The sequence below is a fragment of the Micromonospora sp. NPDC023644 genome (assembly GCF_040640115.1).
Taxonomy (GTDB): domain Bacteria; phylum Actinomycetota; class Actinomycetes; order Mycobacteriales; family Micromonosporaceae; genus Micromonospora.
In genome coordinates this window covers 14,541-39,720 of sequence record NZ_JBFABA010000030.1, presented here as the reverse complement: position 1 = coordinate 39,720, position 25,180 = coordinate 14,541, and the positions used below count along the sequence as shown (strand labels likewise).

At 75.3% G+C, this 25,180-nt stretch carries 24 protein-coding genes; 23 read left to right on the top strand and 1 reads right to left on the bottom strand.

The features are described from left to right. Positions 1-21: 21 nt before the first annotated feature. From AB0G08_RS20425 to AB0G08_RS20400, 6 genes are all read left to right on the top strand, one after another. Positions 22-2,055 carry a primosomal protein N' gene (locus tag AB0G08_RS20425; protein WP_358090199.1) on the top strand — a complete coding sequence of 678 codons (2,034 nt, stop codon included), beginning with the start codon at positions 22-24 and terminating at the stop codon, positions 2,053-2,055. Between the two features lie 253 nt (positions 2,056-2,308). After that, positions 2,309-3,292 carry an AAA family ATPase gene (locus AB0G08_RS20420; RefSeq protein WP_358090142.1) on the top strand — a complete coding sequence of 328 codons (984 nt, stop codon included), beginning with the start codon at positions 2,309-2,311 and terminating at the stop codon, positions 3,290-3,292. A gap of 217 nt (positions 3,293-3,509) precedes the next feature. Next, positions 3,510-4,070, top strand: a complete 561-nt coding sequence (gene def, locus AB0G08_RS20415; protein WP_358090139.1) for a peptide deformylase — start codon at positions 3,510-3,512, stop codon at positions 4,068-4,070. A gap of 4 nt (positions 4,071-4,074) precedes the next feature. Beyond that, positions 4,075-5,001: a methionyl-tRNA formyltransferase gene (gene fmt, locus AB0G08_RS20410; protein ID WP_358090136.1), complete on the top strand. Its 927-nt coding sequence runs from the start codon at positions 4,075-4,077 to the stop codon at positions 4,999-5,001. Beyond that, positions 4,998-6,611 (top strand): transcription antitermination factor NusB, encoded by a 1,614-nt coding sequence (locus AB0G08_RS20405; protein WP_358090133.1) that lies wholly within the window; start codon positions 4,998-5,000, stop codon positions 6,609-6,611. Before fmt ends, AB0G08_RS20405 begins: the two co-directional genes overlap by 4 nt. A gap of 166 nt (positions 6,612-6,777) precedes the next feature. After that, positions 6,778-8,520, top strand: a complete 1,743-nt coding sequence (locus tag AB0G08_RS20400) for a M28 family peptidase (protein WP_358090130.1) — start codon at positions 6,778-6,780, stop codon at positions 8,518-8,520. A gap of 40 nt (positions 8,521-8,560) precedes the next feature. Here the strand turns inward: AB0G08_RS20400 and AB0G08_RS20395 are convergent, their stop codons facing one another. After that, positions 8,561-9,451, bottom strand: coding sequence for a septum formation family protein (locus tag AB0G08_RS20395; RefSeq protein ID WP_358090127.1), 891 nt, complete (start codon positions 9,449-9,451; stop codon positions 8,561-8,563). A 320-nt stretch (positions 9,452-9,771) separates the two neighbouring features. Here AB0G08_RS20395 and rpe point away from each other — a divergent pair, with 320 nt between their 5' ends. The 17 genes from rpe to pheT all read left to right on the top strand — a co-directional run bounded on the left by rpe (position 9,772) and on the right by pheT (position 25,163). Further along, positions 9,772-10,452: a ribulose-phosphate 3-epimerase gene (gene rpe / locus AB0G08_RS20390; RefSeq protein WP_121395207.1), complete on the top strand. Its 681-nt coding sequence runs from the start codon at positions 9,772-9,774 to the stop codon at positions 10,450-10,452. A 1-nt stretch (position 10,453) separates the two neighbouring features. Continuing rightward, positions 10,454-11,410 carry a response regulator gene (locus tag AB0G08_RS20385; RefSeq protein ID WP_358090124.1) on the top strand — a complete coding sequence of 319 codons (957 nt, stop codon included), beginning with the start codon at positions 10,454-10,456 and terminating at the stop codon, positions 11,408-11,410. Between the two features lie 417 nt (positions 11,411-11,827). Beyond that, entirely contained in the window at positions 11,828-12,889 is a 1,062-nt protein-coding gene (gene ribD / locus AB0G08_RS20380; RefSeq protein WP_358090121.1) for a bifunctional diaminohydroxyphosphoribosylaminopyrimidine deaminase/5-amino-6-(5-phosphoribosylamino)uracil reductase RibD, read from the top strand. A gap of 1 nt (position 12,890) precedes the next feature. Then, positions 12,891-13,562, top strand: a complete 672-nt coding sequence (locus AB0G08_RS20375) for a riboflavin synthase (RefSeq protein WP_358090118.1) — start codon at positions 12,891-12,893, stop codon at positions 13,560-13,562. Then, the gene (gene pnuC / locus AB0G08_RS20370; RefSeq protein WP_358090115.1) at positions 13,562-14,260 is read left to right on the top strand and encodes a nicotinamide riboside transporter PnuC; all 699 of its coding nucleotides are present in this window, start codon (positions 13,562-13,564) and stop codon (positions 14,258-14,260) included. Before AB0G08_RS20375 ends, pnuC begins: the two co-directional genes overlap by 1 nt. After that, positions 14,257-15,522, top strand: coding sequence for a bifunctional 3,4-dihydroxy-2-butanone-4-phosphate synthase/GTP cyclohydrolase II (locus AB0G08_RS20365; protein ID WP_358090112.1), 1,266 nt, complete (start codon positions 14,257-14,259; stop codon positions 15,520-15,522). The genes pnuC and AB0G08_RS20365 overlap by 4 nt, the downstream gene beginning before the upstream one ends. Positions 15,523-15,524: 2 nt before the next feature. Then, positions 15,525-16,022 carry a 6,7-dimethyl-8-ribityllumazine synthase gene (ribH, locus tag AB0G08_RS20360; RefSeq protein ID WP_358090109.1) on the top strand — a complete coding sequence of 166 codons (498 nt, stop codon included), beginning with the start codon at positions 15,525-15,527 and terminating at the stop codon, positions 16,020-16,022. Between the two features lie 114 nt (positions 16,023-16,136). Beyond that, a complete protein-coding gene (locus AB0G08_RS20355) occupies positions 16,137-16,400 on the top strand; it encodes a phosphoribosyl-ATP diphosphatase (protein ID WP_088947482.1) in 264 nt (87 codons plus the stop codon). A gap of 45 nt (positions 16,401-16,445) precedes the next feature. Then, the gene (gene hisG, locus AB0G08_RS20350; RefSeq protein WP_357872539.1) at positions 16,446-17,291 is read left to right on the top strand and encodes an ATP phosphoribosyltransferase; all 846 of its coding nucleotides are present in this window, start codon (positions 16,446-16,448) and stop codon (positions 17,289-17,291) included. Then, positions 17,288-18,328, top strand: coding sequence for a DMT family transporter (locus AB0G08_RS20345; RefSeq protein WP_358090107.1), 1,041 nt, complete (start codon positions 17,288-17,290; stop codon positions 18,326-18,328). The genes hisG and AB0G08_RS20345 overlap by 4 nt, the downstream gene beginning before the upstream one ends. Next, positions 18,325-18,798 carry a PH domain-containing protein gene (locus tag AB0G08_RS20340; RefSeq protein WP_358090104.1) on the top strand — a complete coding sequence of 158 codons (474 nt, stop codon included), beginning with the start codon at positions 18,325-18,327 and terminating at the stop codon, positions 18,796-18,798. The genes AB0G08_RS20345 and AB0G08_RS20340 overlap by 4 nt, the downstream gene beginning before the upstream one ends. A gap of 336 nt (positions 18,799-19,134) precedes the next feature. Beyond that, positions 19,135-19,758, top strand: a complete 624-nt coding sequence (infC, locus tag AB0G08_RS20335) for a translation initiation factor IF-3 (RefSeq protein ID WP_121395190.1) — start codon at positions 19,135-19,137, stop codon at positions 19,756-19,758. 19 nt (positions 19,759-19,777) lie between these two features. Continuing rightward, a complete protein-coding gene (rpmI, locus tag AB0G08_RS20330) occupies positions 19,778-19,972 on the top strand; it encodes a 50S ribosomal protein L35 (protein WP_007458415.1) in 195 nt (64 codons plus the stop codon). Between the two features lie 31 nt (positions 19,973-20,003). Next, positions 20,004-20,396: a 50S ribosomal protein L20 gene (gene rplT / locus AB0G08_RS20325; RefSeq protein ID WP_030335718.1), complete on the top strand. Its 393-nt coding sequence runs from the start codon at positions 20,004-20,006 to the stop codon at positions 20,394-20,396. A 32-nt stretch (positions 20,397-20,428) separates the two neighbouring features. Next, entirely contained in the window at positions 20,429-21,274 is an 846-nt protein-coding gene (locus AB0G08_RS20320; RefSeq protein ID WP_358090100.1) for an RNA methyltransferase, read from the top strand. Positions 21,275-21,488: 214 nt separating this feature from the next. Next, positions 21,489-22,577 carry a phenylalanine--tRNA ligase subunit alpha gene (pheS, locus tag AB0G08_RS20315; RefSeq protein WP_358090098.1) on the top strand — a complete coding sequence of 363 codons (1,089 nt, stop codon included), beginning with the start codon at positions 21,489-21,491 and terminating at the stop codon, positions 22,575-22,577. A gap of 39 nt (positions 22,578-22,616) precedes the next feature. Then, positions 22,617-25,163 carry a phenylalanine--tRNA ligase subunit beta gene (gene pheT, locus AB0G08_RS20310; RefSeq protein ID WP_358090095.1) on the top strand — a complete coding sequence of 849 codons (2,547 nt, stop codon included), beginning with the start codon at positions 22,617-22,619 and terminating at the stop codon, positions 25,161-25,163. Positions 25,164-25,180 lie beyond the last annotated feature (17 nt).

Sequence of the window (25,180 nt, the reverse complement as noted above, 5' to 3'; positions counted from 1 at the left end):
CGCGTCTGCGTCGACGTCCCCCTGGCCCACCTGGACCGGCCGTTCGACTACCTCGTCCCGGCCGAGCTGGACGCCGACGCCGTCCCCGGCGTGCGCGTGAAGGTCCGCTTCGCGGGGCAGCTCGTCGACGGCTGGCTGCTGGAGCGGGCCGACGATTCGGGGCACACCGGCCGGCTGGCGTACCTGGAGAAGGTCGTCTCGCCCGAGCCGGTGCTCGCGCCGGAGGTCGCCCGGCTGGCCCGGGCGGTCGCGGACCGCTACGCCGGCAGCCTCGCCGACGTGCTCCGCCTCGCCGTTCCGCCCCGGCACGCCCGGGTCGAGAAGGACGTCCGCGCCCGCGCCGCCGCTCCCGCCGAAGAATCCGCCGCGCCGGACGATTCCACCGCCGTGCCGGACGCGGACTCCGCCGTGCCGGACGCGGACTCCGCCGTGCCGGACGGAGACTCCGCCGGGGTGGGCGTCGCCGTACCGGCGGGGGCCCCGGGCGCCCCGCCGGCCGGGCCCGGTCCCGACGCGTGGCGGGACTACCCGGCCGGGCCGGCCATGCTCCGGGCGCTCGCCGACGGGCGGCCCCCCCGGGCGGTCTGGTCCGCGCTGCCCGGGGAGGACTGGCCCGCCCGCTACGCCGAGGCCGTCGCCGCCACCGTGGCCGGCGGCCGGGGCGCGGTGGTGGTCGTCGCCGACAACCGCGACCTGGACCGCCTCGACGCCGCCCTGCACGCCGCCCTGGGCCCGGGGCGGCACGTCTGCCTCTCCGCGGCGCTCGGCCCCGCCCGGCGCTACCGGGCGTTCCTCGCGGCCCGGCGCGGCGACGTGGCGGTGGTGGTCGGCACCAGGGCCGCGATGTTCGCCCCGGTCGCCCGCCTCGGGTTGGTGGCGATCTGGGACGACGGCGACGACCTGCACGCCGAGCCCCGGGCCCCCTATCCGCACGCTCGGGATGTGCTGCTCACCCGCGCCCAGCTCGGTGACGCCGCAGCCCTGGTGGGCGGGTACACCCGCACCGCCGAGGCGCAGCTGCTGGTGGAGACCGGGTGGGCCCGCGAGGTGGTGGCCGACCGGGCCACCGTCCGGGCCCGGATGCCGGCGATCGCGCCCACCGGCGACGACCCGCAGCTGGCCCGGGACCCCGGGGCGGCCACCGCCCGGCTGCCCAGCCTCGCCTGGACCACCGCCCGGGAGGCGCTCCGGGCCGACCTGCCGGTGCTGGTCCAGGTGCCCCGCCGCGGCTACCTGCCCTCGGTGGCCTGCGCCGAGTGCCGCACCCCGGCCCGGTGCGCGCACTGCGCCGGGCCGCTCGCGCTGCCCTCCGCCGAGGGCACCCCCGCCTGCCGCTGGTGCGGCCGGGTCGCCGCCGCGTACGCCTGCCCGGAGTGCGGCGGACGGCGGCTGCGCGCCTCCGTCACCGGCGCCCGCCGCACCGCCGAGGAGCTGGGCCGGGCCTTCCCCGGCGTGCCGGTGCGCACCTCCGGGCGGGAGGAGGTGCTGGCCGCGGTCCCGGGCGGCGCCGGCCTGGTCATCGCCACCCCCGGCGCCGAGCCGGTCGCCGAGGGCGGCTTCGGGGCCGTGCTGCTGCTCGACTCGTGGGCCCTGCTCACCCGGGCCGACCTGCGGGCGGGGGAGGAGGCGCTGCGCCGCTGGCTGGCGGCCGCCGCGCTGGCCCGGCCCGCCTCCGCCGGCGGTCGGGTGGTGGTGGTCGCCGACGGGGCCCTCGCCCCCGTGCAGGCCCTGCTGCGCTGGGACGCCGGCTGGTTCGCCGCCCGGGAGCTGGCCGAGCGGCGGGAGCTGGGCTTTCCGCCGGCGGTGCGGATGGCCAGCGTCACCGGCGCGCCGGCCGCGGTCGCCGACCTGCTGGCCGAGGCCCGGCTGCCGGCGGAGGCCGAGCTGCTCGGGCCGGTGCCGGCCGACGGGGAGCGGGAGCGGATGCTGGTCCGGGTCCCCCGGGCCCGGGCCGCCGCGCTGGCCGGCGCGCTGCACTCGGCGGCCGGGGTGCGCACCGCCCGCAAGGCCGCCGACCCGGTCCGCCTCCAGGTCGACCCGCTGGCTCTCTTCTGACCGGCGGCCCGGGTGCTCCGGGGCCGGTCCCACCGCCCGGCCCGGCCCGTCGTCACACGCCGTGTCCGCCGGTGCGTCGCCAGGCGGGTGATAGCATCGCCCGTCATGCCGGGGCGTACGACGGCTCCAGGTCACAGCGCGGCGCCAGACGCGCCGGGCTGGAGGCGCAGGATCGCGCGACGATGGCGGGAGCGCGTCGGTTCGGCGCGATGTCGATGATGTCAAACAGCCGGTGATCAGGGGTGGACCAGTCGTGACCGTTCGTCAGTCGATCGTCTTCAATGGTGACCTCGGCAGCGGCAAGAGCACCGTCTCCGTGGAGATCGCCGAGCGGCTCGGCCTGCGCCGGGTCAGCGTCGGTGACCTCTACCGCCAGATGGCGCAGGAGCGGCAGATGACCGCGCTCCAGCTCAACCTGCACGCCGAGCTGGACCAGGCCGTCGACGGCTACGTCGACCAGCTCCAGCGGGACATCGCCGCCTCGGGCGAGAGCCTGGTCATGGACTCCCGGCTGGCCTGGCACTTCTTCACCGACGCGCTCAAGGTGCACATGATCACCGAGCCGGGCGAGGCCGCCCGACGGGTGCTCGCCCGCCCCTCCGGCCCGGCCGAGAGCTATGCCTCCATGGAGGAGGCCAAGGCCAAGCTGCGGGAGCGCAGCGAGAGCGAGCGGGGCCGGTTCATCGTCCGCTACGGGGTGGACAAGGCCCGGCTGCGCAACTACGACCTGGTCTGCGACACCACCCGCGCCCCGGCCGCCGAGGTCATCGAGCACATCATCGACGCGTACGAGGGCCGGCTCTGCGCGGACGTGCTGCGCGACGCGCCCCCGCTGCTGCTGCTCGACCCGGCCCGGGTCTACCCGACCGAGGACATCGCCCACCTGCGCGACCTGTGGGACTCGGAGTTCGTCGGCGAGGTCGCCGCGACCGGCGACGAGGCGCTGGAGCCCCTGCGGATCGGCTACACCGGCGAGTACTTCTTCGTCGTCGACGGGCACCGCCGCCTCAGCGCCGCCCTGCAGAACGGCTTCCGCCTGGTGCCGGCCCGGCTCGTCGCCGAGGTGGACGAGCCGGTGGTCGGCGGGATGAGCGCGGTGGACTACTTCGCCGCCCAGGCCCGGCCCGGCCTGATCCACGACTGGGAGGCCGCGCACTCCATCGAGCTGCCGCTGCCCGAGCACGCCCTGCTCGGCGGCGACGCGGTCCTGGCCGGGGAGCCGGGCACCGGCGTCTGAGCCGCCCGCCCCGTACCGCGGCGGCGCCGCCGCCCGGCCCGGCCCCGGCCGCCCCGCCGCGGCACCGGGCCCGGCCGGTCCTGCGCGGCTACGGGAGCCTTCCGTGACCATCGACACGGAACCGCCGGCGTCGCGTCGCGGTACGCCGGCCGGGGCGGCCGGCGGCACTCCGTAGACTGGTACGGCACCAGTCCGCCCGCCGAAGGAGCCATGCCGAGTGACCGTCCAGCCCATCCGTCTGTTCGGGGATCCGGTGCTGCGCACGCCGGCCGATCCGGTGGTCGACTTCGACGTCGAGCTGCGCAAGCTCATCGCCGACCTGACCGACACGATGCGTGAGCAGAACGGCGCCGGCCTCGCCGCGCCGCAGCTCGGTGTGGGCCTGCGGGTGTTCACCTTCGACGTCGACGACGTGGTCGGCCATCTGGTCAACCCGGTGCTGGAGTTCCCCGACGAGGAGGAACAGGACGGCCCCGAGGGGTGCCTGTCGATCCCGGGCCTCTACTTCGACACCAAGCGCCGGCAGAACGTGATCGCCAAGGGCTTCAACGGCTACGGCGACCCGATGCAGATCGTCGGCACCGGGCTGATGGCGCGCTGCGTGCAGCACGAGACCGACCACCTCGACGGGGTGCTCTTCCTGGACCGGCTGGACCCGGCCGGGCGCAAGGAGGCGATGAAGGCGATCCGCCAGGCGGAGTGGTACGACCCGGCCGCCCCGCCGACGGTCAAGGTCAACCCGCACGTATCCGGCAGCCCTTTCGGTCTGGGTCGGTGAGCCCGTGCGCGTGATCTTCGCCGGCACGCCGGCCGTCGCCGTTCCCGCCCTGGCCGCCGTGGCGGCCTCCCGCCACGAGCTGGTCGCCGTGGTCACCCGGCCGGACGCCCCCGCGGGGCGCGGTCGCGGGCTGGTCCGCTCCCCGGTGGGGGCGTGGGCCGACGAGCACGGGATCGAGGTGCTCACCCCCGCCCGACCGCGTGAGCCGGAGTTCCAGGACCGGCTGCGCGAGCTGGCCCCCGACTGCGTCCCCGTGGTCGCCTACGGCGCGCTGGTGCCGCCGGCCGCCCTGGAGATCCCCCGCCACGGGTGGGTCAACCTGCACTTCTCACTGCTGCCCGCCTGGCGCGGCGCCGCGCCCGTGCAGCACGCCGTGCTGCACGGCGACGAGCTGACCGGAGCGAGCGTGTTCCAACTGGAGGAGGGGCTGGACACCGGCCCGGTCTACGGCACGCTGACCGACGAGATCCGGCCGGCCGACACGTCCGGCGACCTGTTGGAGCGGCTGGCCCACTCCGGCGCCGGCCTGCTGGTGGCCGTCCTCGACGCGATCGACGACAACACCGCCCGCGCCGAGCCGCAGCCCGCCGACGGGGTGTCGCTGGCGCCGAAGCTGACCGTGGAGGACGCCCGGGTGCGCTGGTCCGATCCCGCCTTCGCCGTGGACCGGCGGATCCGGGCGTGCACCCCGGCGCCCGGCCCCTGGACGACGTTGCGGGGGGAGCGCGTCAAGCTGGGCCCGGTCACCCCGGTGCCCGACGGCCCGGAGTTGAAGCCGGGCGAGCTGCTGGTGGAGAAGTCCCGGGTGCTGGCCGGCACGGCCACCACCCCGGTCCGGCTCGGCGAGGTCCGGGCGGCGGGCAAGCGGGCGATGCCCGCGACCGACTGGGCGCGGGGCGTCCGGGTCGCCGCAGGGGAGGAACTCGCGTGACCGGCCCTTCGGAACGACCCTCGGGCGACCGCTTCTCCACCGAACGCGACGACCGGTCCGGCGGCGACCGGTTCGGCAGCGACCGGCCCGGCGGTGACCGTTCCGGCGGCGACCGGCCCGGCGGTGACCGGTTCGGCGGGCGCGGCGAGCGTCCCTCGGGCGGTCAGCGCGGCGAGCGCCCGGCGCGGGGCGGCCAGTGGGGTGCACGGGGCGGCGGTGACCGCCGCGACGGCGGCCGGCGCCCGGCCCGTCCGGCGGTGGACCTGCCCCGCCAGGCGGCCTACGAGGCGGTCGCGGCGGTGCACCGCGACGACGCGTACGCGAACCTGGTGCTCCCGTCACTGCTGCGCGACGCGGGGCTGGTCGGCCGGGACGCCGCCTTCGCCACCGAGCTGACCTACGGCACGCTGCGCCACCTCGGCACCCTCGACGCGATCCTCAGCGACGCCGCCGGGCGGGACGTGCAGCGCATCGATCCGCCGGTGCGCGACGCGCTGCGGCTCGGGGCGTACCAGCTCCTGCACACGCGGGTGCCGGCGCACGCCGCGGTCTCCTCGACGGTCGACCTGGTCCGCGCGGTGGGCCCCGGCGCGACGGGCTTCGCCAACGCGGTGCTGCGCGAGGTCGCCGGCCGGGACGCCGACGCCTGGGTCGCCAAGCTGGCCCCGTCGGCGGAGAGCGACCCGATCGGGCACCTCGCCCTGGCGTACAGCCATCCGCAGTGGATCGTGCGGGCCTTCGCCGAGGCGCTCGGCGGCGACCTCGGCGAGACCACCCGGCTGCTCATCGAGGACAACGAGCGCCCGCCGGTGCACCTGTGCGCCCGGCCGGGGCTGGCCGACGCGGCGGAGCTGGCCGACCAGGTCGGCGGCGCGCCGGGGGCCTTCTCCCCGTACGCGGTCTATCTCTCCGGCGGGGCGCCCGGCGACCTGCCGGCGCTCGCCCAGGGGCGGGCCCACGTGCAGGACGAGGGCTCCCAGCTGGTGGCCAACGCCCTGGCGGTGGCTCCGCTCGACGGCCCGGACGGGCGCTGGCTGGACCTGTGCGCCGGCCCGGGCGGCAAGTCCGGCCTGCTCGGCGCCCTCGCCGCCCAGCGGGACGCGCGGCTGACCGCGGTCGAGGTCTCCGAGCACCGGGCGCGGCTGGTCGAGCAGGCCACCCGGGGCCTGCCGGTGACCGTGCTGAACATCGACGGCCGGACCGTCGGCGCGGACCCGAAGCTGCCGGAGGCGCACTTCGACCGGGTGCTCGTCGACGCGCCCTGCACGGGGCTGGGGTCGCTGCGCCGCCGGCCGGAGTCCCGCTGGCGGCGCCAGCCCTCGGACCTGCCGCCGCTGACCCGGTTGCAGCGCGAGCTGCTCGCCGCGGCGCTGCGCGCGACCCGTCCGGGCGGGCTGGTCGCCTACGTGACGTGCTCCCCGCACACGGTGGAGACGCACGTGACGGTCACCGAGGCGGCCCGCCGCTCCGGGGTGCCGGTCGACTTCGTCGACGCCCGGCCGCTGCTGCCGGCGGGCATGCCCGGTCTCGGTGACGGGCCGACGGTGCAGCTCTGGCCGCACCGGCACGGCACCGACGCGATGTTCCTCGCGATGCTCCGCCGCACCTGAGCGGGGCACCGGACGCACCGGCCGGCCCCGATCGGGGTCCGGTCCGGCGACGCCCGGGTCTGCCCCGGCGCACGACGCGCCGGGGCCGGCCCGGGCGCGCGTCTTTCCGCTGTCCCCACAACCCGCTCCGAGGTGGCATCATGTCGTCACCTATCGAGGAGCGTCCATGAAACGAAGAATCCTGACCGCTGGTCTCGCGCTCGCCGTCCTCGCCGGCGGCGTGGCGACGCTGACCGTCGCGCCCGCGTCGGCGGCGCCGGCCGCCGGAGTGCTCGCGCCCGCCGCGCAGTCCCTGGCCGCGCCGGACGTCGCCGTGGCCAACGTCCAGGGCCACCTCACGCAGTTCCAGACCATCGCCACCCAGAACGGCGGCAACCGGCGCGCCGGCACCGCCGGCTACACGGCCTCCCTCACGTACGTCAAGACGAGGCTCCAGGCCGCCGGGTACACGGTGACCGAGCAGGTCTGCACCGACTGCACGTACCGGTCGAACAACCTGATCGCCGAGTGGCCGGGCGGCCCTGCCGACCAGGTCGTCATGTTCGGCGCGCACCTCGACGGCGTCTCCGCCGGCCCGGGCATCAACGACAACGCCTCCGGCTCGTCGGTGCTGCTGGAGAACGCGCTGGTGCTGGCCCAGCAGAACCCGACGATGACCAAGCGGGTCCGGTTCGCCTGGTGGACCGACGAGGAGCAGGGCCTCAACGGCTCGGACTTCTACGTCCGCTCCCTCAGCGCCACCCAGCGGGGCTACATCAAGGGCTACTACAACTTCGACATGGTGGGCTCCACCAACGGCGGCTACTTCATCAACCGGATCACCTCCACCACCGCCGCGCCGCTGAAGGCGTACTGGGACTCGCTGAACATCCAGCCCGAGGAGAACGTCGAGGGCCAGGGCCGCTCCGACGACTACTCGTTCCAGCAGGCCGGCATCCAGACCTCCGGGTACGCCTCGGGCGCCAGCGCCCGCAAGACCTCGGCGCAGGCAGCGAAGTGGGGCGGCACGTCCGGCTCGGCGTACGACCCGTGCTACCACCGCTCCTGCGACACCACCTCGAACGTCAGCGCCACGGTGCTCAACCGCAGCGCCGACGGGGTCGCGTACGCCATCTGGCAGCTCGCCGTGGGCACGGCGACCAACGACTTCTCCCTCGCGGTGGCCCCGACCTCGGGTTCGGTGCAGCGCGGCGCGTCGACCACGGCGACGGTCTCCACGGCCACCACCGCCGGCACCGCCCAGACGGTCGGCCTCTCGGCGACCGGCGCCCCGGCGGGCGTCACCGTGTCGTTCAGCCCGTCGTCGGTCACCTCCGGCGGCTCCGCCACCATGACGCTCAGCGCGTCGGCCTCGGCCCCGGTGGGCACGTACACCGTCACGGTGACCGGCGCGGGATCGGGCGGCGTCTCGCGCTCCGCCAGCTACACCCTGACCGTCGGTGGGGGTGGTGGTTGTGCCGGTGGGCAGGTGGTCGGCAACGGCGGCTTCGAGAGCGGGACGGCGCCGTGGACGGCGTCGTCGGGCGTGATCACCAACGACGCCGGCCAGCCGGCGCGCTCGGGTTCGTACAAGGCGTGGCTGCTGGGGTACGGCTCGACGCGCACGGACACGCTGTCGCAGTCGGTGACGATCCCGGCGGGCTGTGCCAGCTACACGCTGTCGTTCTGGCTGCACGTCGACACGGCGGAGACGTCGTCGAGCACCGCGTACGACCGGTTGGTGGTGCAGGTGGGAACCGCGACGCTGGCGACGTACTCGAACCTGAACGCGGCGGCCGGTTACGTGCAGCGGTCGTTCAACGTGGCCGGGTACGCGGGGCAGACGGTGACGCTGAAGTTCACCGGCACGGAGGACTCCTCGTTGCAGACCAGCTTCGTCGTCGACGACGTGACGCTCCAGGCCAGCTAGGCCGCCAGGGGCGGGGCGGCCACCGCGGTGGCCGCCCCGCTCAGGTGACCGGCAGGCCCTTCGTGCCGGCGCCCTTCATCGACCTGGTGAGACTGCGGTCGCTGACCCACAGGAAGCACTGCACGCCCCGGTTGCCGTTGCGCCACTCCTGCTCGAAGGGGTGGTAGTAGATCGAGCCGGCCCGGTACTGCAGGTCGCCGTTGTCCGGCACCCTGGCGAACTTCGCGATCAGCGTCCGGCACGCCCGGTGCACCTTCAGGTTGTCCCGCCGGAAGGCGTCGTAGGTGGTGTCGGGGGCCTGCCAGACGCCGACGAACTCGGCGCGGTGCCGACTGGTGCAGGGCACCGGCACCATCTCCCGCACGTCGTCGGCCCGCACCTTCGGGTTGAAGCAGCGGTGGGCGAGCGGGGCGGCGCCGGTCAGCGCTCCCTTGAGGCTGCCCGTCCGGGCCTTCGGGCTGGCCTCGTCGAGGCTGGTCTGCTCGCTCAGGTCGCAGCGGAACCAGCGGGCCCCGCCGCCCCACGCCTGCGGCGACGGCAGCACGACGCTCAGCCCGAGCCGGCCGGAACGCCAGTCGCCGCCGACCACCTCGCCGACCTTCGTGTCGCACTCGGCGCGGGCGACACGCATGCCGGCCGAGCCGGCCGGCGGGGGCGTCGCGCGGTCGGCCGCCGCCCCGGTCAGCGTGCCGACGTGCACCGTCTCGGTGCGGTGCGACAGGGCGCAGTCGAGGGGGTGGTAGGCGGTGAGGTAGCCGACGTCCTGCACGGCGGCGTGGCACACCCCGGCGGCGGGGACGAACGCCTGCGGCGCGGCGGGCGCCGGCCAGTCGTCGGTCAGGTCACGGTCGGTGCCGGCCGGGGCGCCGCAACCGGCGAGTGCCAGGGCCGCCACCGCGCCCACCGTGGCCGCCGTCCACCACCGTCGCATCCCGACCTCCCGCCGTTCGTGGGCCGCACCCGGCGGCGGCCAGCGCGGCGGTCCCGCCGGCACGGGGGCGGGCCGGACGACGCCACGGTGCGGCAGCATACGGCACCCGCGCTCGGCTCGCGGGGGCGTGCGGCTGACGTCACCGTCCCTGATGGAGTCTCGCCGCGTCGCCGCCGTCCGGCGGGTCACAAATGGCCCTTCGTCCGGTTCCGCCGCGCCGGGAGGACCAGTTCCGCACCACTGGTCACCGCCGGGTCACCGGGTGTCCCGGTGGGTGGCGCGCTGCGGGCGGCGATCGGCCACGTTCGTACACTGGCCCGGTGACCGTACCGCCGCCGATCGTCGCGCCCAGCATCCTCGCCGCCGATTTCGCCCGCCTCGCCGAGGAGGTCCGCGCCGTCGAGAACGCCGCGGACTGGCTGCACGTGGATGTCATGGACAACCACTTCGTGCCCAACCTGACCATCGGGCTGCCCGTGGTGCAGAGCCTGCGGGCCGCCACCGAGCTGCCCTTCGACGTGCACCTGATGATCGAGGACCCGCGCCGGTGGGCGCCCGGTTACGCCGACGCCGGGGCGTACAACGTCACCTTCCACGCCGAGGCGTGCGACGACCCGGTGGCCCTGGCCAAGGACCTGCGCTCGGCGGGGGCCAAGGCCGGGCTGGCGATCGACCGGGACACCCCGATCGAGCCGTACCTCGAGCTGCTGCCGAGCTTCGACACGCTGCTGATCATGACCATCAAGGCCGGCTTCGGCGGGCAGCGGTTCATCCCGCAGCTGCTCGACAAGGTGCGCACGGCCCGCCGGCACGTCGACGCCGGGCACCTCGAACTGCGCATCGAGGTCGACGGGGGCATCGCCGCCGACACCATCGCCCAGGCGTCCGAGGCGGGGGCCGACGCGTTCGTCGCCGGCACCGCCGTCTACGGCGCCGACGACCCCGCCGAGGCCGTGCGGAAGCTGCGGGCACTCGCGGAGCGCGCCGCCCCCGGGGCCTGACGTGGAACCGGGCGGCGACCACCAGGACGTCATCCTCGTCGTCGACGACGACGAGGACATCGCACGCTTCGTCGAGTTCAACCTCCGGCTGCACGGCTTCGAGGTGATCCACGCCAGCGACGGGCAGGAGGCGCTCGAGGTCATCGAGCGCCAGCGCCCCGACCTGGCCGTGGTCGACCTGATGATGCCGCGGATCGACGGGCTGGAGCTGACCCGGCGGCTGCGCGCCGACCCGATGACCTCGGCCCTGCCGGTGATCATGCTGACCGCCAAGGGCATGACGGTGGACAAGGTGCACGGGCTCAGCGCCGGCGCCGACGACTACCTCGTCAAGCCCTTCGACACCGCCGAGCTGGTCGCCCGGGTCAGCTCCACGCTGCGCCGCAACAAGGAGTTCCGCGAGGTCTCGCCGCTGACCGGGCTGCCCGGCAACAGCCGGATCCGCCGAGAGATCTCCGACCGCGTCCGCAGCGGGGTCGACTACGCCGTCGGCTACATCGACATCGACCGGTTCAAGAGCGTCAACGACCGGTACGGCTTCGTCCGCGGCGACGACTTCATCTCCGCCCTGGCCCGCAGCCTGCACCGGGCGGTGGTCTCGGTGGGGCTGCCGCCGGCCTTCCTGGGCCACGTCGGCGGGGACGACTTCGTCATCGTCTGCGCCCCGGAGCAGGTCCGACCGCTCACCTCCCGGGTCTCCGCCGACTTCGAGAAGGCCGCCGACTCGCTCTACGACCCGGTCGACGCCGCGCGCGGCTACGTGGAGCTGAAGGACCGCCGGGGCAACATCCGGCGCGCCGCCCTGGTCACCCTCTCGATCGGCGTCTCCCTCTCCGACTCGGGCAAGCGGTTCACCGACCCGCTGGAGGCGATCGCGGTCGCCTCCGAGATGAAGACGGTGGCCAAGAGCCAGCCCGGCTCGTACGTGGCGGTGGACCGGCGGCGCGGGGTTACCTGATTCGTGCGCTGTTGCTGTGAACTACCACGCCCGGGTGGCGCGACCCCCCGTCCGGCGTGTAACACTTCCCGTGTACCCACCACGCGCTGGCGGGACTCGGTGTAATTCCGAACCGGCGGTGATCCACGGCGTGACCGTGGTAAGCCCGCGACCCGGTCGGCCTCGTGCCGCCCGGTGGACCTGGTGAGAATCCGGGGCCGACGGTTGGGAGCGGGCAGACCCCGCCCCCAGACAGTCCGGATGGGAGACAGCGCGCGGGACGGACGGGCCCTGCCCGGCCGCTGACTTCAGCGTGCCGTGCGCGCCCCCCCGGGGCGGCTCCGCCGTACCCGGACCTCCGCCGCCGCACGCTCGCGGCCCCATGCCGTTGCCTCCCGTCACCGCCCGCGCGTCGACCGGCGAGTGAGAGGGCAGGGCATGGCCGGCGTCTCCGTAGACGAGGCGATGCGTCGCGCGGTGGAACTCGCCGCGCGCGGCCTCGGCACGACCAGCCCCAACCCGGTGGTCGGCTGCGTGCTGCTCGACGCCGACGGGCAGGTGGTCGGCGAGGGGTTCCACGCCTACGCCGGAGGGCCGCACGCCGAGATCGTCGCGCTCGCCCAGGCGGGGGAGCGGGCCCGCGGCGGCACCGCCGTGGTCACCCTGGAACCCTGCGACCACACCGGCCGCACCGGCCCCTGCAGCACCGCGCTGGTGCGCGCCGGCGTCGCCCGGGTCGTCATCGCGGTGCCCGACCCCAACCCGCTCGCCACCGGGGGCGCCGCCACGCTGCGAGCCGCCGGGATCCAGGTGGACACGGGGGTACGCGCGTACGAGGCGGAGGCCGGCAACGTCGCCTGGCTGACCTCGATGCGCCGGGGCTGGCCGTACGTCATCTGGAAGTTCGCCGCGACGCTGGACGGCCGGTCGGCGGCGGCCGACGGCACCAGCATGTGGATCACCTCCGAGGCCGCCCGGATGGACGTGCACGCGCTGCGCGGCACCGTCGACGCGGTCCTCGCCGGGGTGGGCACGGTCCTCGCCGACGACCCCCGCCTCACCGCCCGCAACCTGCGCGACGGCACGCTCGCCATCCGGCAGCCGCTGCGGGTGGTCGTGGACACCGACGGGCGTACGCCGGCCGACGCCCGGGTCCGCGACGGCGCGGCCCGCACGTGGATCGCCACCGCGGCGGAGGTCGGCGCCGGTCCCGACGGCCGGGTCGACCTGCCGGCGCTGCTCGCCGCGCTGCACGGGCGCGGGGTCCGCGCCGCGCTGCTGGAGGGCGGCCCGAAGCTGGCCGGCGCCTTCCTGGCCGCCGGCCTGGTCGACAAGATCGTCGGCTACGTCGCGCCCCGGCTGCTCGGCGCCGGACCGACCGCCCTGGTCGACGCCGGTGTGAACACCATCGCCGAGGCCATCGACCTGGAGTACGTCGACGTTACGCAGATCGGACCCGACCTGCGGATCACCGCGCTGCCCCGGAAGAGGGAGGGCTGACATGTTCACCGGCATCGTCGAGGAGTTGGGTGAGGTCGTCCGGATCACCGAGACGGCGGGTGACTCGGCGCTGGTCGCGCTCCGCGGCCCGCTGGTCACCTCGGACGCCCGGCACGGCGACTCGATCGCGGTCAACGGCGTCTGCCTGACCGTGGTCGACGTCTCCGACGGGACCTTCACCGCGGACGTGATGGGGGAGACACTGCGCCGCTCCGCGCTCGGCGCGCTGCGGGCCGGCGACCCGGTCAACCTGGAGCGGGCCGCCACGCTGGGCAGCCGCCTCGGCGGGCACCTCGTGCAGGGGCACGTCGACGGCGTCGGCGAGGTGGTCGCCCGCGAGCCGGCCGCGCAGTGGGAGACCGTCCGGTTCCGGCTGCCCGCCGCCCTGACCCGGTACGTGGTGGAGAAGGGCTCGATCACGGTCGACGGCGTCTCGCTGACCGTCGCCGGGGTCGGCCCGGACTGGTTCGCGGTCGGGCTGATCCCCACCACGCTGAAGCTGACCACGCTCGGCGCCCGCCGCGTCGGCGACCCGGTCAACCTCGAGGTGGACGTGCTCGCCAAGTACGTCGAGCGGCTGCTCGACGCCCGGCTGGCCGATCCCGCCCTCCCGGACGCCGGCCCGCCGGTCGCCGGCCTGCCGGGGGTCGCCGCGCCGGGCGGAGTGGCCTGATGGGCCCGCTCGGGTGGCTGCTCGACGCGCAGGTCGACATCGCCGGCTCGCCGGTGCTGGTCCGGGAGATCGTCGGCAACGGCTTCGGGCTGGCGTCCGCGCTGTTCGGCCTGCGCCGGCTGGTCTGGGCCTGGCCCGTCGGCATGATCGGCAACGCGTTGCTCTTCACCGTCTTCCTGGGCGGGGTCTTCGCCACCCCGCAGGCGCACGACCTCTACGGGCAGGCCGGCCGGCAGGTCTTCTTCTTCTCGGTCAGCGTCTACGGCTGGTGGCGTTGGTCGCGCCACCGCCGCCGGGGCGGCGACGGCGACGGGGCCGCGGTGGCGCCCCGCTGGGCCACCGGCCGGGAGCGGCTGGGCCTGCTGCTCGCGGCCGTGATCGGCACCGCCGCGGCGTACCCGGTGCTCGCCGCCCTCGGCTCCTGGGGGCCGCTGCCGGACGCCTGGATCCTCACCGGCAGCCTGCTCGCCACCTACGGCATGGCCCGCGGCTGGGTGGACTTCTGGCTCATCTGGATCGCCGTCGACGCGGTCGGCGTGCCGCTGCTGCTACGTGGCGGGTTCTATCCCTCGGCCGCCATGTACCTCGTCTACGGCGCCTTCTGCGCCTGGGGCCTGGTGGCCTGGTGGCGCACCTCGCGGGCCGCCCGCCCGGCGCCCGCCCCGATCCCGTCGACCTACTCGGAGGCCGTGGCATGACCACTTTCGCCAGCATCGAGCAGGCGGTGGCGGACATCGCCGCCGGCCGGCCCGTCGTCGTGGTCGACGACGCCGACCGGGAGAACGAGGGCGACCTGATCTTCGCCGCCGAGTTGGCGACGCCGGAGCTGCTCGCGTTCATGGTGCGCCACACGTCCGGCTACATCTGCGCGCCGCTCACCGAGAGCGAGTGCGACCGGCTGGACCTGCCGCCGCAGCACCACACCAACCAGGACCGGCGCGGCACCGCCTACACGGTGACCGTGGACGCCCGGGAGGGCGTCAGCACCGGCATCTCCGCCGCCGACCGGGCGCACACCATCCGGCTGCTCGCCGACCCCGACACCGGCCCGGCCGACCTGGCCCGCCCCGGGCACGTGGTGCCGCTGCGGGCCCGCGAGGGCGGCGTGCTGCGCCGGCCCGGCCACACCGAGGCCGCCGTCGACCTGACCCGGCTGGCCGGGCTGCGTCCCGCCGGCGTGCTCTGCGAGCTGGTCAACGACGACGGCACCATGATGCGGGTGCCGGACCTGGAGAAGTTCTGCGCCGAGCACTCCCTGACCCTGATCACCATCGCCGACCTGGTCGCGTACCGGCGGCGGACGGAGAAGCAGGTCGAGCGGGTCGCCGACGCCCGGATGCCCACCCGGCACGGCGTGTTCCGGGCCCTGGGCTACCGCAGCGAGCACGACTCGGCCGAGCACGTCGCCCTGGTCATGGGTGAGATCGGCGACGGGCGGGACGTGCTGGTGCGGGTGCACTCCGAGTGCCTCACCGGGGACGTGTTCGGCTCGGTGCGCTGCGACTGCGGCCCGCAGCTCGACGCCGCGCTGGACCGGGTCGCCCGGGAGGGGCGGGGCGTGGTGCTCTACGTGCGCGGGCACGAGGGGCGCGGCATCGGGCTGCTGCACAAGCTCCAGGCGTACCAGCTCCAGGACGAGGGCCGGGACACGGTGGACGCCAACCTCGACCTGGGCCTGCCGGCCGACGCCCGCGACTACGGCACCGGCGCGCAGATCCTCTACGACATCGGGGTGCGCTCGATGCGGCTGCTCACCAACAACCCGGCCAAGCGCGCCGGCCTGGAGGGCTACGGGCTGACCGTCACCGGCCGCGAGGGGCTGCCGGTGCGGCCGCACCCGGAGAACGTGCGCTACCTGCGCACCAAGCGGGACCGGATGGGGCACCTGCTGGACGAGCTGGACGAGGTGACCGAGGCCCCGATGGGCCGCCCCGTCCTCGGCGACGAGATCGGAGCGTAGGCATGGCGGGTTTCGGTGAACCGGGCGTGACGGCGGTGGACGCCGCCGGGATGACCGTCGGCGTGGTCGCCGCGCGGTGGCACGGCGAGCTGACCGACCACATGCTCGACCGGGCGGTCGCGGCGGCCGAGGCGTGCGGGGCCAGGGCGGTCACCGCCCGGGTGGCCGGCTCGGTCGAGCTGCCCGTGGTGGCCCAGGCCCTCGCGCGGCGTTGCGACGTGGTGGTCGCGCTCGGCGTGGTGGTCCGCGGCGCCACCGCCCACTTCGACTACGTCTGCCGCTCCGTCACCGACGGGCTGACCCGGGTGGCGCTGGACGAGGGCAAGCCCGTCGCGCACGGCGTCCTCACCGTCGACACCCTCGCGCAGGCCCGGGACCGGGCCGGGCTGCCCGGCTCCGCGGAGGACAAGGGCTGGTCGGCCACCGTCGCCGCCCTCGACGCGGCCCTGGCCATCCGTACCCTCGCCAGCAACGGGCAGCGGGTCGGCTTCGGCGGCTGACCCGCCGCCCGGTGCCGCGTCCGCACCGCGGCGGGCGCCCCGGCCGGTCCCGGTCGGTGAGCGGGGCCTGACCCGGCGCGCCGGGGCGGTCGGGCCGGCTGGAAGAATCGCGGCGTGAAGACGTTCGAGGAGTTGTTCGCCGAGCTGCAGGCCAAGGCCGCCGCGGGCACCCCCGGCTCGGGCACGGTCGCCGCGCTCGAGAAGGGCGTGCACTTCATCGGCAAGAAGGTCGTCGAGGAGGCGGCCGAGTCGTGGATGGCCGCCGAGCACGAGGGGCCCGAGCGCACCGCCGAGGAGATCTCCCAACTGCTCTACCAGGTCCAGGTGCTGATGCTGGCCAGCGGTCTCGACCTGAAGGACGTCTACCGACATCTGTGAGTGCGCCCCGTCGTTGATCAGTTTCGATCGAAGGAGCACTCCGTCATGCTGCGTGTCGCCATTCCCAACAAGGGCACCCTGGCCGAGCCGGCCGCCCAGATGCTGCGCGAGGCGGGCTACCGCCAGCGCACCGACCCGAAGGACCTCGTCTGCCGGGACGAGGCCAACGACGTCGAATTCTTCTACCTGCGCCCGAAGGACATCGCCACCTACGTCGGCTCCGGTGACCTGGACCTGGGCATCACCGGCCGGGACCTGCTGATCGACTCCGGCGCCCCCGCCGAGGAGGTCGTCGACCTCGCCTTCGGCCGGGCCACCTTCCGCTTCGCCGCCCGCCCCGACGACATCGCCTCCGTGCAGGAGCTGGGCGGGCACCGGATCGCCACCGCGTACCCGGGGCTCGTCGAGCGGCACCTCGGGGAGCTGGGCGTCAAGGCCGAGGTGATCCGCCTCGACGGCGCCGTGGAGAACGCCGTACGGCTCGGCGTCGCCGACGTGGTCGCCGACGTGGTGGAGACCGGCGCCACGCTGCGCCAGGCCGGCCTGGTCGTCTTCGGCGAGCCGCTGCTGCGCTCGTCGGCGGTGCTGGTCCGCCGCGCCGCCGCCCCGACCCACCCGCAGTCCGCGCAGCTGCTGCGCCGGCTGCACGGGGTGCTGGTCGCCCGCCGCTACGTGATGCTCGCCTACGACGTGCCGGCCGGCCTGCTCGACCGGGCCAGCTCGCTGACCCCGGGCATCGAGTCGCCGACCGTCTCCCCGCTGCACCGCGAGGGCTGGGTGGCGGTGCAGGCGATGGTGCTCCGCGACGACGTGCACCGGATCATGGACGAGCTGTACGAGCTCGGCGCCCGCGCGATCCTGGTGACCAACATCCACGCCTGCCGGCTGTGACACGCCCGCCCACGGCGGCGGACGCCCCGGCACCGTCCCCGGCGTCGCGCGCCCTGCCGCCGTGGGCGGCGCTGACCCTGGTCGCCCTGGCCGGTGTCGCCTCGGCGGCCCAGGGCGCGGTCAACGCCGAGTTGGGCGTGCGGGCCGGCAACCCCACCCTGGGCGCGGTGGTCAACAACCTCGGCGGGGCGTTGCTGGTCGGCCTCGGGGTCCTGGCGCTGCCGTCGGCGCGGACCGGCCTGGTCGCGCTGCGCCGGGCCCGGCTGCCCTGGTGGGCGTACCTGGGCGGGCTCGGCGGCGCGGGCATCGTGCTGGCCGGCGCGTACATCGTGCCGGTGCTCGGGGTGGCGATCTTCACCATCGCCCAGGTCGCCGGTGGCAGCCTCGGCGGGCTGGCCGTCGACCGGGCCGGGCTGGCGCCGGTGGGGCGGCTGGCGCTCACTTGGCCACGGGTCGCCGGGGCGCTGCTCGGCGTGGCCGCCGTGACGCTTGCCCAGCTCGGCCAGCCCGTCGGCGACCTCGCCCTCGGTCTGGTCCTGCTCGCCGTGGCCGGCGGGCTGGGGGTCGCGCTCCAGTCCGCGCTGAACGCGCGGGTCTCCGCCGCCAGCTCGGCCGCCGCCGGGATGGTGGTCAACTTCGCCACGGCCACGCCCGTCGTGCTGCTGGTCGCGGCGCTGGCCGGCGCCCTCACCGGGCCGGGCCCGACCTGGCCGGGCGACTGGTACCTCTACACCGGCGGCCTGCTCGGCGTCGTCATCGTGGCAGCCCTGCTGGTCGGGGTCCCGGCGGTCGGCGTGCTGCGGACCGGGCTGGCCCTGGTCGCCGGCCAGCTGGGCGGCGCGCTGCTGCTGGACGCGCTGCTGCCGGGCGGTCCCGGCCTGCGGCTGCCGGTGCTCGCCGGGGCGCTGCTCACCCTGCTGGCCGCCCTGGTCGCCGGCCGGGGGACCGCCCGGCGGGGCTCCGGGAAGGTCGTCTGGCCCCCGGGGCGTGTGGCGACGCGGGAGCGGCCGGGGTCGGGTGGCAAACTGGTGGGGTGAGCGAAACCGAGTCCGTCCAGCTCCGCCCGCGCCGCATCCGACTGGTCTGCTGGACCTCCGCGGCCGTGCTGCTCGTGGTGTTCAGCCTGGTGGCCACCTCGCTGAGCGGCGCGACCGGCAACGGCTACGGCAGCTTCCAGCGGGGCGACCAGATCGCGATGGTCGGCCTCGGCGTCCTCGGCGCGCTCGCCCTCCTGATCTTCACCCGCCCCCGGGTCGACGCGAACGCGTCGGGGGTGCGCGTGCGCAACGTCGTCGGCTCGTACGAGCTGCCGTGGGAGGTCGTCCGGGGGATCCGCTTCGACCGGGGCGCGCCCTGGGCCAGCCTGGAGCTGCACGACGACGACCTGCTGCCGATGGTCGCCCTGCAGGCCGCCGACAAGGAGCGGGCCGTCGAGGGGGTCCGCGCCCTGCGCCGGCTGCACCAGGCGCACCAGGCCCGGCTCGCCGAGGGCGCCGCCGGCCGCTGACCCGGGCGCCCGGTTGGAACGACGCCCGGGCGAGGGTGTAGTGTGGTCGAGTCGACCAGGCTGTCTCCGCGTGTGCGCATTCGCGCCCATGCACGCAGCCTTGAAAGAGGAGCGCCTGCTCCCACCCGAGTCGCCACCACGGCGGCCGGGTCCGGTCACCGGTTCCGGGCACGTCCCGGCGCCGGATGCGCGATCATGTGATCGTGCCGACCGGTCGAGCGGGCCCTGGCATGCGCCGGGGCCTTCTGCTTTCCAGGTCGGCTCCCACCCGGGAGCCGCGGGGTCGGCCACGCAGAGATCTTGACTCGAGGAGGCCCCATCAGCGTCGAACCACGCGTGAACGAGCAGATCCGGGCACGTGAGGTCCGACTGGTCGGCCCCGAGGGTGAGCAGGTGGGCATCGTCCCGCTGGAGCGCGCCCTTCAGCTGGCCGCGGACGTCGACCTGGACCTGGTCGAGGTTGCGCCGATGGCGCGCCCGCCGGTGTGCAAGCTCATGGACTTCGGCAAGTTCAAGTACGAGAGCGCACTGAAGGCGCGCGAAGCGCGGCGTAACCAGCAACAGACCGTCATCAAGGAGATGAAGCTCCGGCCGAAGATCGACCCGCACGACTACGAGACCAAGAAGGGTCACGTGGTGCGGTTCCTCAAGGCGGGCGACAAGGTCAAGGTGACGATCATGTTCCGCGGTCGCGAGCAGAGCCGTCCGGAGCTGGGCTACCGGCTCCTGCGCCGGCTCGAGTCGGAGATCTCGGAGCTGGGGTACGTCGAGGCCGCTCCCAAGCAGGACGGTCGAAACATGATCATGGTGCTCGCGCCGCACCGCGCCACCAAGGCCGCCGCGGTCGCCGCCACGGCCACCCGGGGCGGGCCCAGGGAGCGGGACGCCGAGGGCGCCCCGGCCGACGAGCCCGCAGCGGCCGGTGACACCGGCACAGTCGCCGACAACAGCGGCGAGTAACAGGGGAGAGACGTTCCACATGCCGAAGATGAAGAGCCACACGGGGATGGGCAAGCGGGTCAAGGTGACCGGCAAGGGCAAGATCGTTGCCCAGCAGGCCGGCCTCCGGCACAACCTGGAGAAGAAGCCCTCCACCCAGACCCGTCGGCTGACCGGCACCGTGGTGCTGGCCAAGGCCGATGTCAAGCGCATCAAGAAGCTGCTCGGCCGCTGACGCGCGCCACCTTACGTAACTAGGAGTTGAGATGGCACGCGTCAAGCGGGCTGTGAACGCCCAGAAGAAGCGCCGTACCCTGCTGGAGACCGCGAGCGGCTACCGCGGTCAGCGCTCCCGCCTGTACCGCAAGGCCAAGGAGCAGGTGCTGCACTCGATGCAGTACGCCTACCGGGACCGTCGCGACCGCAAGGGCGACTTCCGGCAGCTGTGGATCCAGCGGATCAACGCGGGCGCCCGCGCCAACGGGATGACCTACAACCGCCTGATCCAGGGCCTGCGCCTGGCCGGCATCGAGGTCGACCGCAAGATCCTGGCCGACCTGGCCGTCAACGACGCCGCCGCCTTCGCGGCGATCGTCGAGCTGGCCCGGGCCGCGGTCGCGGCCGAGGGCACCGGTGGCGCGGCGGCCCAGGCCGCCTGATCCCCACGCACCAGCAGATCGAGGCGTCTCCCATGCAGTCACCATCGCGCGGGAGACGCCTCGACGCTGTCTCCGGCCCGTTCACCCCGCGTACGCCCCGGGTCGCCGCCGCCCGCCGGTTGCAGCGCCGCCGGGACCGCGAAGCCGCCGGGCGCTTCCTGGCCGAGGGGCCGCAGGCGGTCCGCGAGGCCCTGGCCCGCCCGGGGGTGGTCACCGAACTCTTCGGTACGCCCGCCGCCCTGGACCGGCACACCGACCTGGCCGCCGTCGCGGCCCGCGCCGACGTGCCCGTCTCCGAGGCGACCGACGAGGCGCTCGCCGCGCTGGCCGAGACCGTGGCCCCGCAGGGCCTCGTCGCCGTCTGCCGCCACCTCGACGTGCCTCTGGAGCAGGCCCTGGCCGGCGGGCCCCGCCTGGTGGCCGTGCTCGCCGAGATCCGCGACCCGGGCAACGCCGGCACCGTGCTGCGCACCGCCGACGCGGCGGGCGCCGGCGCGGTGGTCTTCGCGGGCGAGGCCGTCGACCCGTACAACGGCAAGTGCGTGCGGGCGTCGGCCGGCAGCCTCTTCCACGTCGACGTGGTCCGCGCGCCCGATCCGGTGGACGTGGTCGCGGCGCTGCGCGCCGCCGGGCTCGCCGTGCTCGCCACCACCGGCTACGGCGAGGACGACCTCGACGACCTCGCCGACGCCGGGCGGCTCGCCGCCCCCACCGCCTGGCTCTTCGGCTCCGAGGCGCACGGCCTGCCCGAGGCGCTCACCGCCGCCGCCGACGCCCGGGTCCGGGTGCCCCTGCACGGGCGTGCCGAGAGCCTGAACCTGGCTGCGGCCGCCGCCGTCTGCCTGTACGCTTCAGCGAGAGCACAGCGGCGGCCGTGACCCGGCCGCCTGAAGGCACGGACCACAGGGGAGAGCCTCCGCCCATGAACGCGCCACGGCGTTCGTTTAGCCAGCCCGCCGGTGTCGGCGGGCGGCGGGCCTGACCTGCTCTCCGCACAACTCCCACCGGCGGGCTGCGGCACAGCCGCGCGTCCGTAGACTCGCTTCGCCGCCCGTGAGGGCTGGCGCCGCCGTGAGGGAGTGCCCGTACGCCATGAGCTACCGCAACGATCCGTACGACCCGAAGCAGGTCGCCCTGCTCGACCCGACCGCCCTGGCCGAGGCCGTCGCCGCCGCCGAGAAGGCGTTCGCCGAGGCCGGTGACCCGGACGCGCTGACCGCGCTGCGCCCGGCGCACCTCGGCGACCGGTCCCCGGTCTCGCTGGCCCGCCGCGAGATCGGCGCGCTGCCGCCGGCCGCGAAGTCCGACGCCGGCAAGCGGGTCAACGAGGCCCGCCGCGCCATCGAGGCCGCGTACGCCGCCCGCCAGGAGGTCCTGGAGCGGGAGCAGGCGCAACGGGTGCTGGTGGAGGAGCGCGTCGACGTGACGCTGCCCCACGACCGGCGGCCCCGGGGCGCCCGGCACCCGATCAGCACCCTGATGGAGCAGATCAGCGACCTCTTCGTCGGCATGGGCTACGAGGTGGCCGAGGGGCCCGAGGTCGAGCTGGAGTGGACCAACTTCGACGCGCTCAACATCCCCGCCGACCACCCGGCGCGCGGCCTGATGGACACCTTCCACGTCGCCCCCGCCGACGGCTCCGCCGAAGCGGCGGGCTCCGGGCTCGTCCTGCGGACCCACACCTCGCCGGTGCAGGCGCGCACCATGCTGACCCGCACGCCGCCGATCTACGTGATCGTGCCCGGCCGGGTCTACCGCACCGACGAGCTGGACGCCACCCACGCGCCGGTCTTCCACCAGGTGGAGGGCCTCGTCGTGGACAGGGGCATCACCATGGCGCACCTGCGCGGCACCCTGGACCACTTCGCGCGGGCGATGTTCGGCGAGGGCGCGAAGACCCGCTTCCGGCCGCACTACTTCCCGTTCACCGAGCCGTCCGCCGAGTTCGACGTCTGGTTCCCGGAGCACCGCGACGGCCCGCGCTGGGTCGAGTGGGGCGGTTGCGGCATGGTCAACCCGCGGGTGCTGCGCGCCTGCGGCATCGACCCCGAGGTCTACTCCGGATTCGCGTTCGGCATGGGCATCGACCGGACGGTGATGTTCCGGCACGGGGTCAGCGACATGCGGGACATGGCCGAGGGCGACGTGCGGTTCACCCGCGCGTTCGGGACCGGGGCGTAGGCGATGCGGGTACGAGTCACGGAGACGGTGGTCTGAGTCATGCGAGTTTCTGTCAGTTGGCTGCGGGAGTACGTCGACCTCCCCGCCGACCTGCCCACCGGGGACCTGGAGCAGGCCCTGGTCGACCTCGGCATCGAGGTCGAGTCCGTGGTGGACCTGCGGGAGACCGTCACCGGTGCGCTGGTGGTCGGCGAGGTCCTCCAGATCGAGGAGCTGACCGGCTTCAAGAAGCCGATCCGGTTCTGCCGCGTCGACGTCGGCGACGCCAACGGCACCGGCGAGCCGCAGGAGATCGTCTGCGGGGCGCGCAACTTCGTCCCCGGCGACCGGGTCGTGGTGATCCTCCCCGGCGGCGTGCTGCCCGGCGGCTTCGCCATCGGCGCGCGCAAGACGTACGGGCGCAACTCCAACGGCATGATCTGCTCGGCCAAGGAGCTGGGTCTGGGCGACGACCACGACGGCATCATCGTGCTGCCCGGGGACACCCCGGCCAAGCCGGGCGACGACGCGCGGCCCGTCGTCGGGCTCGACGACGTCGTGGTCGAGATGGAGATCACCCCCGACCGGGGGTACGCGATGAGCGTCCGCGGCCTGGCCCGGGAGCTGTCGCACGCCCTGGGCGTGCCGTTCCGCGACCCGGGCCTGGCGCCCGCGCCCGGCGGCACCGACTCGCCGGCGTACCCGGTCGAGGTGCGCGACACGGTCGGCTGCGACCGGTTCGCCGCCCGCCTCGTGCGCGGCGTCGACCCGACGGCGCCGACCCCCGGCTGGATGCAGCGGCGGCTCACCGTCGCCGGCATCCGCAGCATCTCGCTGCCGGTCGACATCACCAACTACGTGATGCTCGAGCTGGGCCAGCCGATGCACGCCTTCGACGCCGACCGGATCGCCGGGCCGCTGGTGGTCCGCCGGGCCGAGACGGGGGAGAAGCTCACCACGCTGGACGGGGTCACCCGCGCCCTCGCGCCCGAGGACATGGTGATCTGCGACGACACGGGCCCGATCTCGCTGGCCGCCGTGATGGGTGGCGAGACCAGCGAGGTCGTCGCCGGCACGACGAACGTGCTCTTCGAGGCCGCCCACTGGGACCCGGTGATGGTCGGGCGCACCGCCCGCCGGCACAAGCTGTTCAGCGAGGCGGCGAAGCGGTGGGAGCGGGGCGTCGACCCGGCCCTGCCGCTGGTCGCCGTCGCGCGGGCGGTCCGGCTGCTCACCGAGCACGCCGGTGGCGCGGCCGGGGACGAGATCCTCGACATCGACCACGTCCGGCCGCGTACCCCGGTCGTGCTGCCGGCCGACCTGCCGACCCGGCGGGTCGGCGTGAGCTACCCGCCGGCGCGGGTGGTCGCCCTGCTGGAGCAGGTCGGCTGCACGGTCGCCCGGGGCGCCGACCGGCTGGCCGAGGACCCGGGCGAGGTCGGCGTGGCCGCCGGCACCGGCGGCGCGCTCAGCGTCACCCCGCCGACCTGGCGGCCCGACCTGACCGACCCGGCCGACCTGGTCGAGGAGGTGGTCCGCCTCGACGGGTACGACCGGGTGCCGTCCGTGCTGCCCACCGCGCCGCCCGGTCGCGGCCTGACCTGGCAGCAACGGCGCCGCCGGGCCGTGGCCCGGTCGCTCGCCGAGCGGGGGTACGTGGAGGTGCTCGCGCATCCGTTCGTCGGCCCCGGGCTGGCCGACCAGCTCGGCCTGCCCGCCGACGACCCGCGTCGGCGGGCGGTGCGGCTGGCCAACCCGCTGTCGGAGGAGGAGCCGCTGCTGCGCACCACGCTGCTCGGCCCGCTGCTCGGCATCGTGAAGCGCAACCTCGGCCGGGGCCAGCGCGACCTCGCCCTCTACGAGATCGGCGCGGTGTTCCACCCGCGCCCCGGCGCCGGCCGCCCGCCGGCGATGGGCGTGGACCGGCGACCCACCGACGAGGAGTTCGCCGCCGCCGACGCGGTGGTGCCCGACCAGCCCCGGCACGTCGCCGTCGTCCTGACCGGCGACGTCGAGCCGGCCGGCTGGTGGGGCGCGGGCCGCCCGGCCAGCTGGGCGGACGCCGTGGAGGCCGGCCGGGACGTGCTGGCCGCCGCCGACGTGCCCGCGGACCGGATCGAGGTCCGGGCCGCCGAGTACGCCCCCTGGCACCCCGGCCGGTGCGCCGAGCTGCTGGTCGACGGCACGGTGGTCGGGCACGCCGGCGAGCTGCACCCGACGGTCGTGGCGGCGCTGGAGCTGCCCCGGCGCACCAGCGCCATGGAACTCGACCTGGACGCGCTGCCGGCCGCCCCGGTGGCGTCCGCGCCGGTCGTCTCGGGCTTCCCCCCGGCGCTGATCGACGTGGCGCTGGTCGTCGACTCCTCGGTGCCCGCGGCCCAGGTGCAGCAGGCCCTCGTCGAGGGCGCCGGCGGGCTGCTGGAGGGGGTGCGCCTGTTCGACGTGTACGCCTCGGAGCAGCTGGGGGCGGGCCGCAGGTCGCTGGCGTACAAGCTCACCTTCCGGGCCCCGGACCGGACGCTGACCGTGGAGGAGGCGGTGGCCGCCCGGGACGCGGCCGTCGCCCGTGCCGCGGAGCGCTTCGGCGCCACCCTGCGAGGCGCCTGAGCGACGACGAGGGCCCC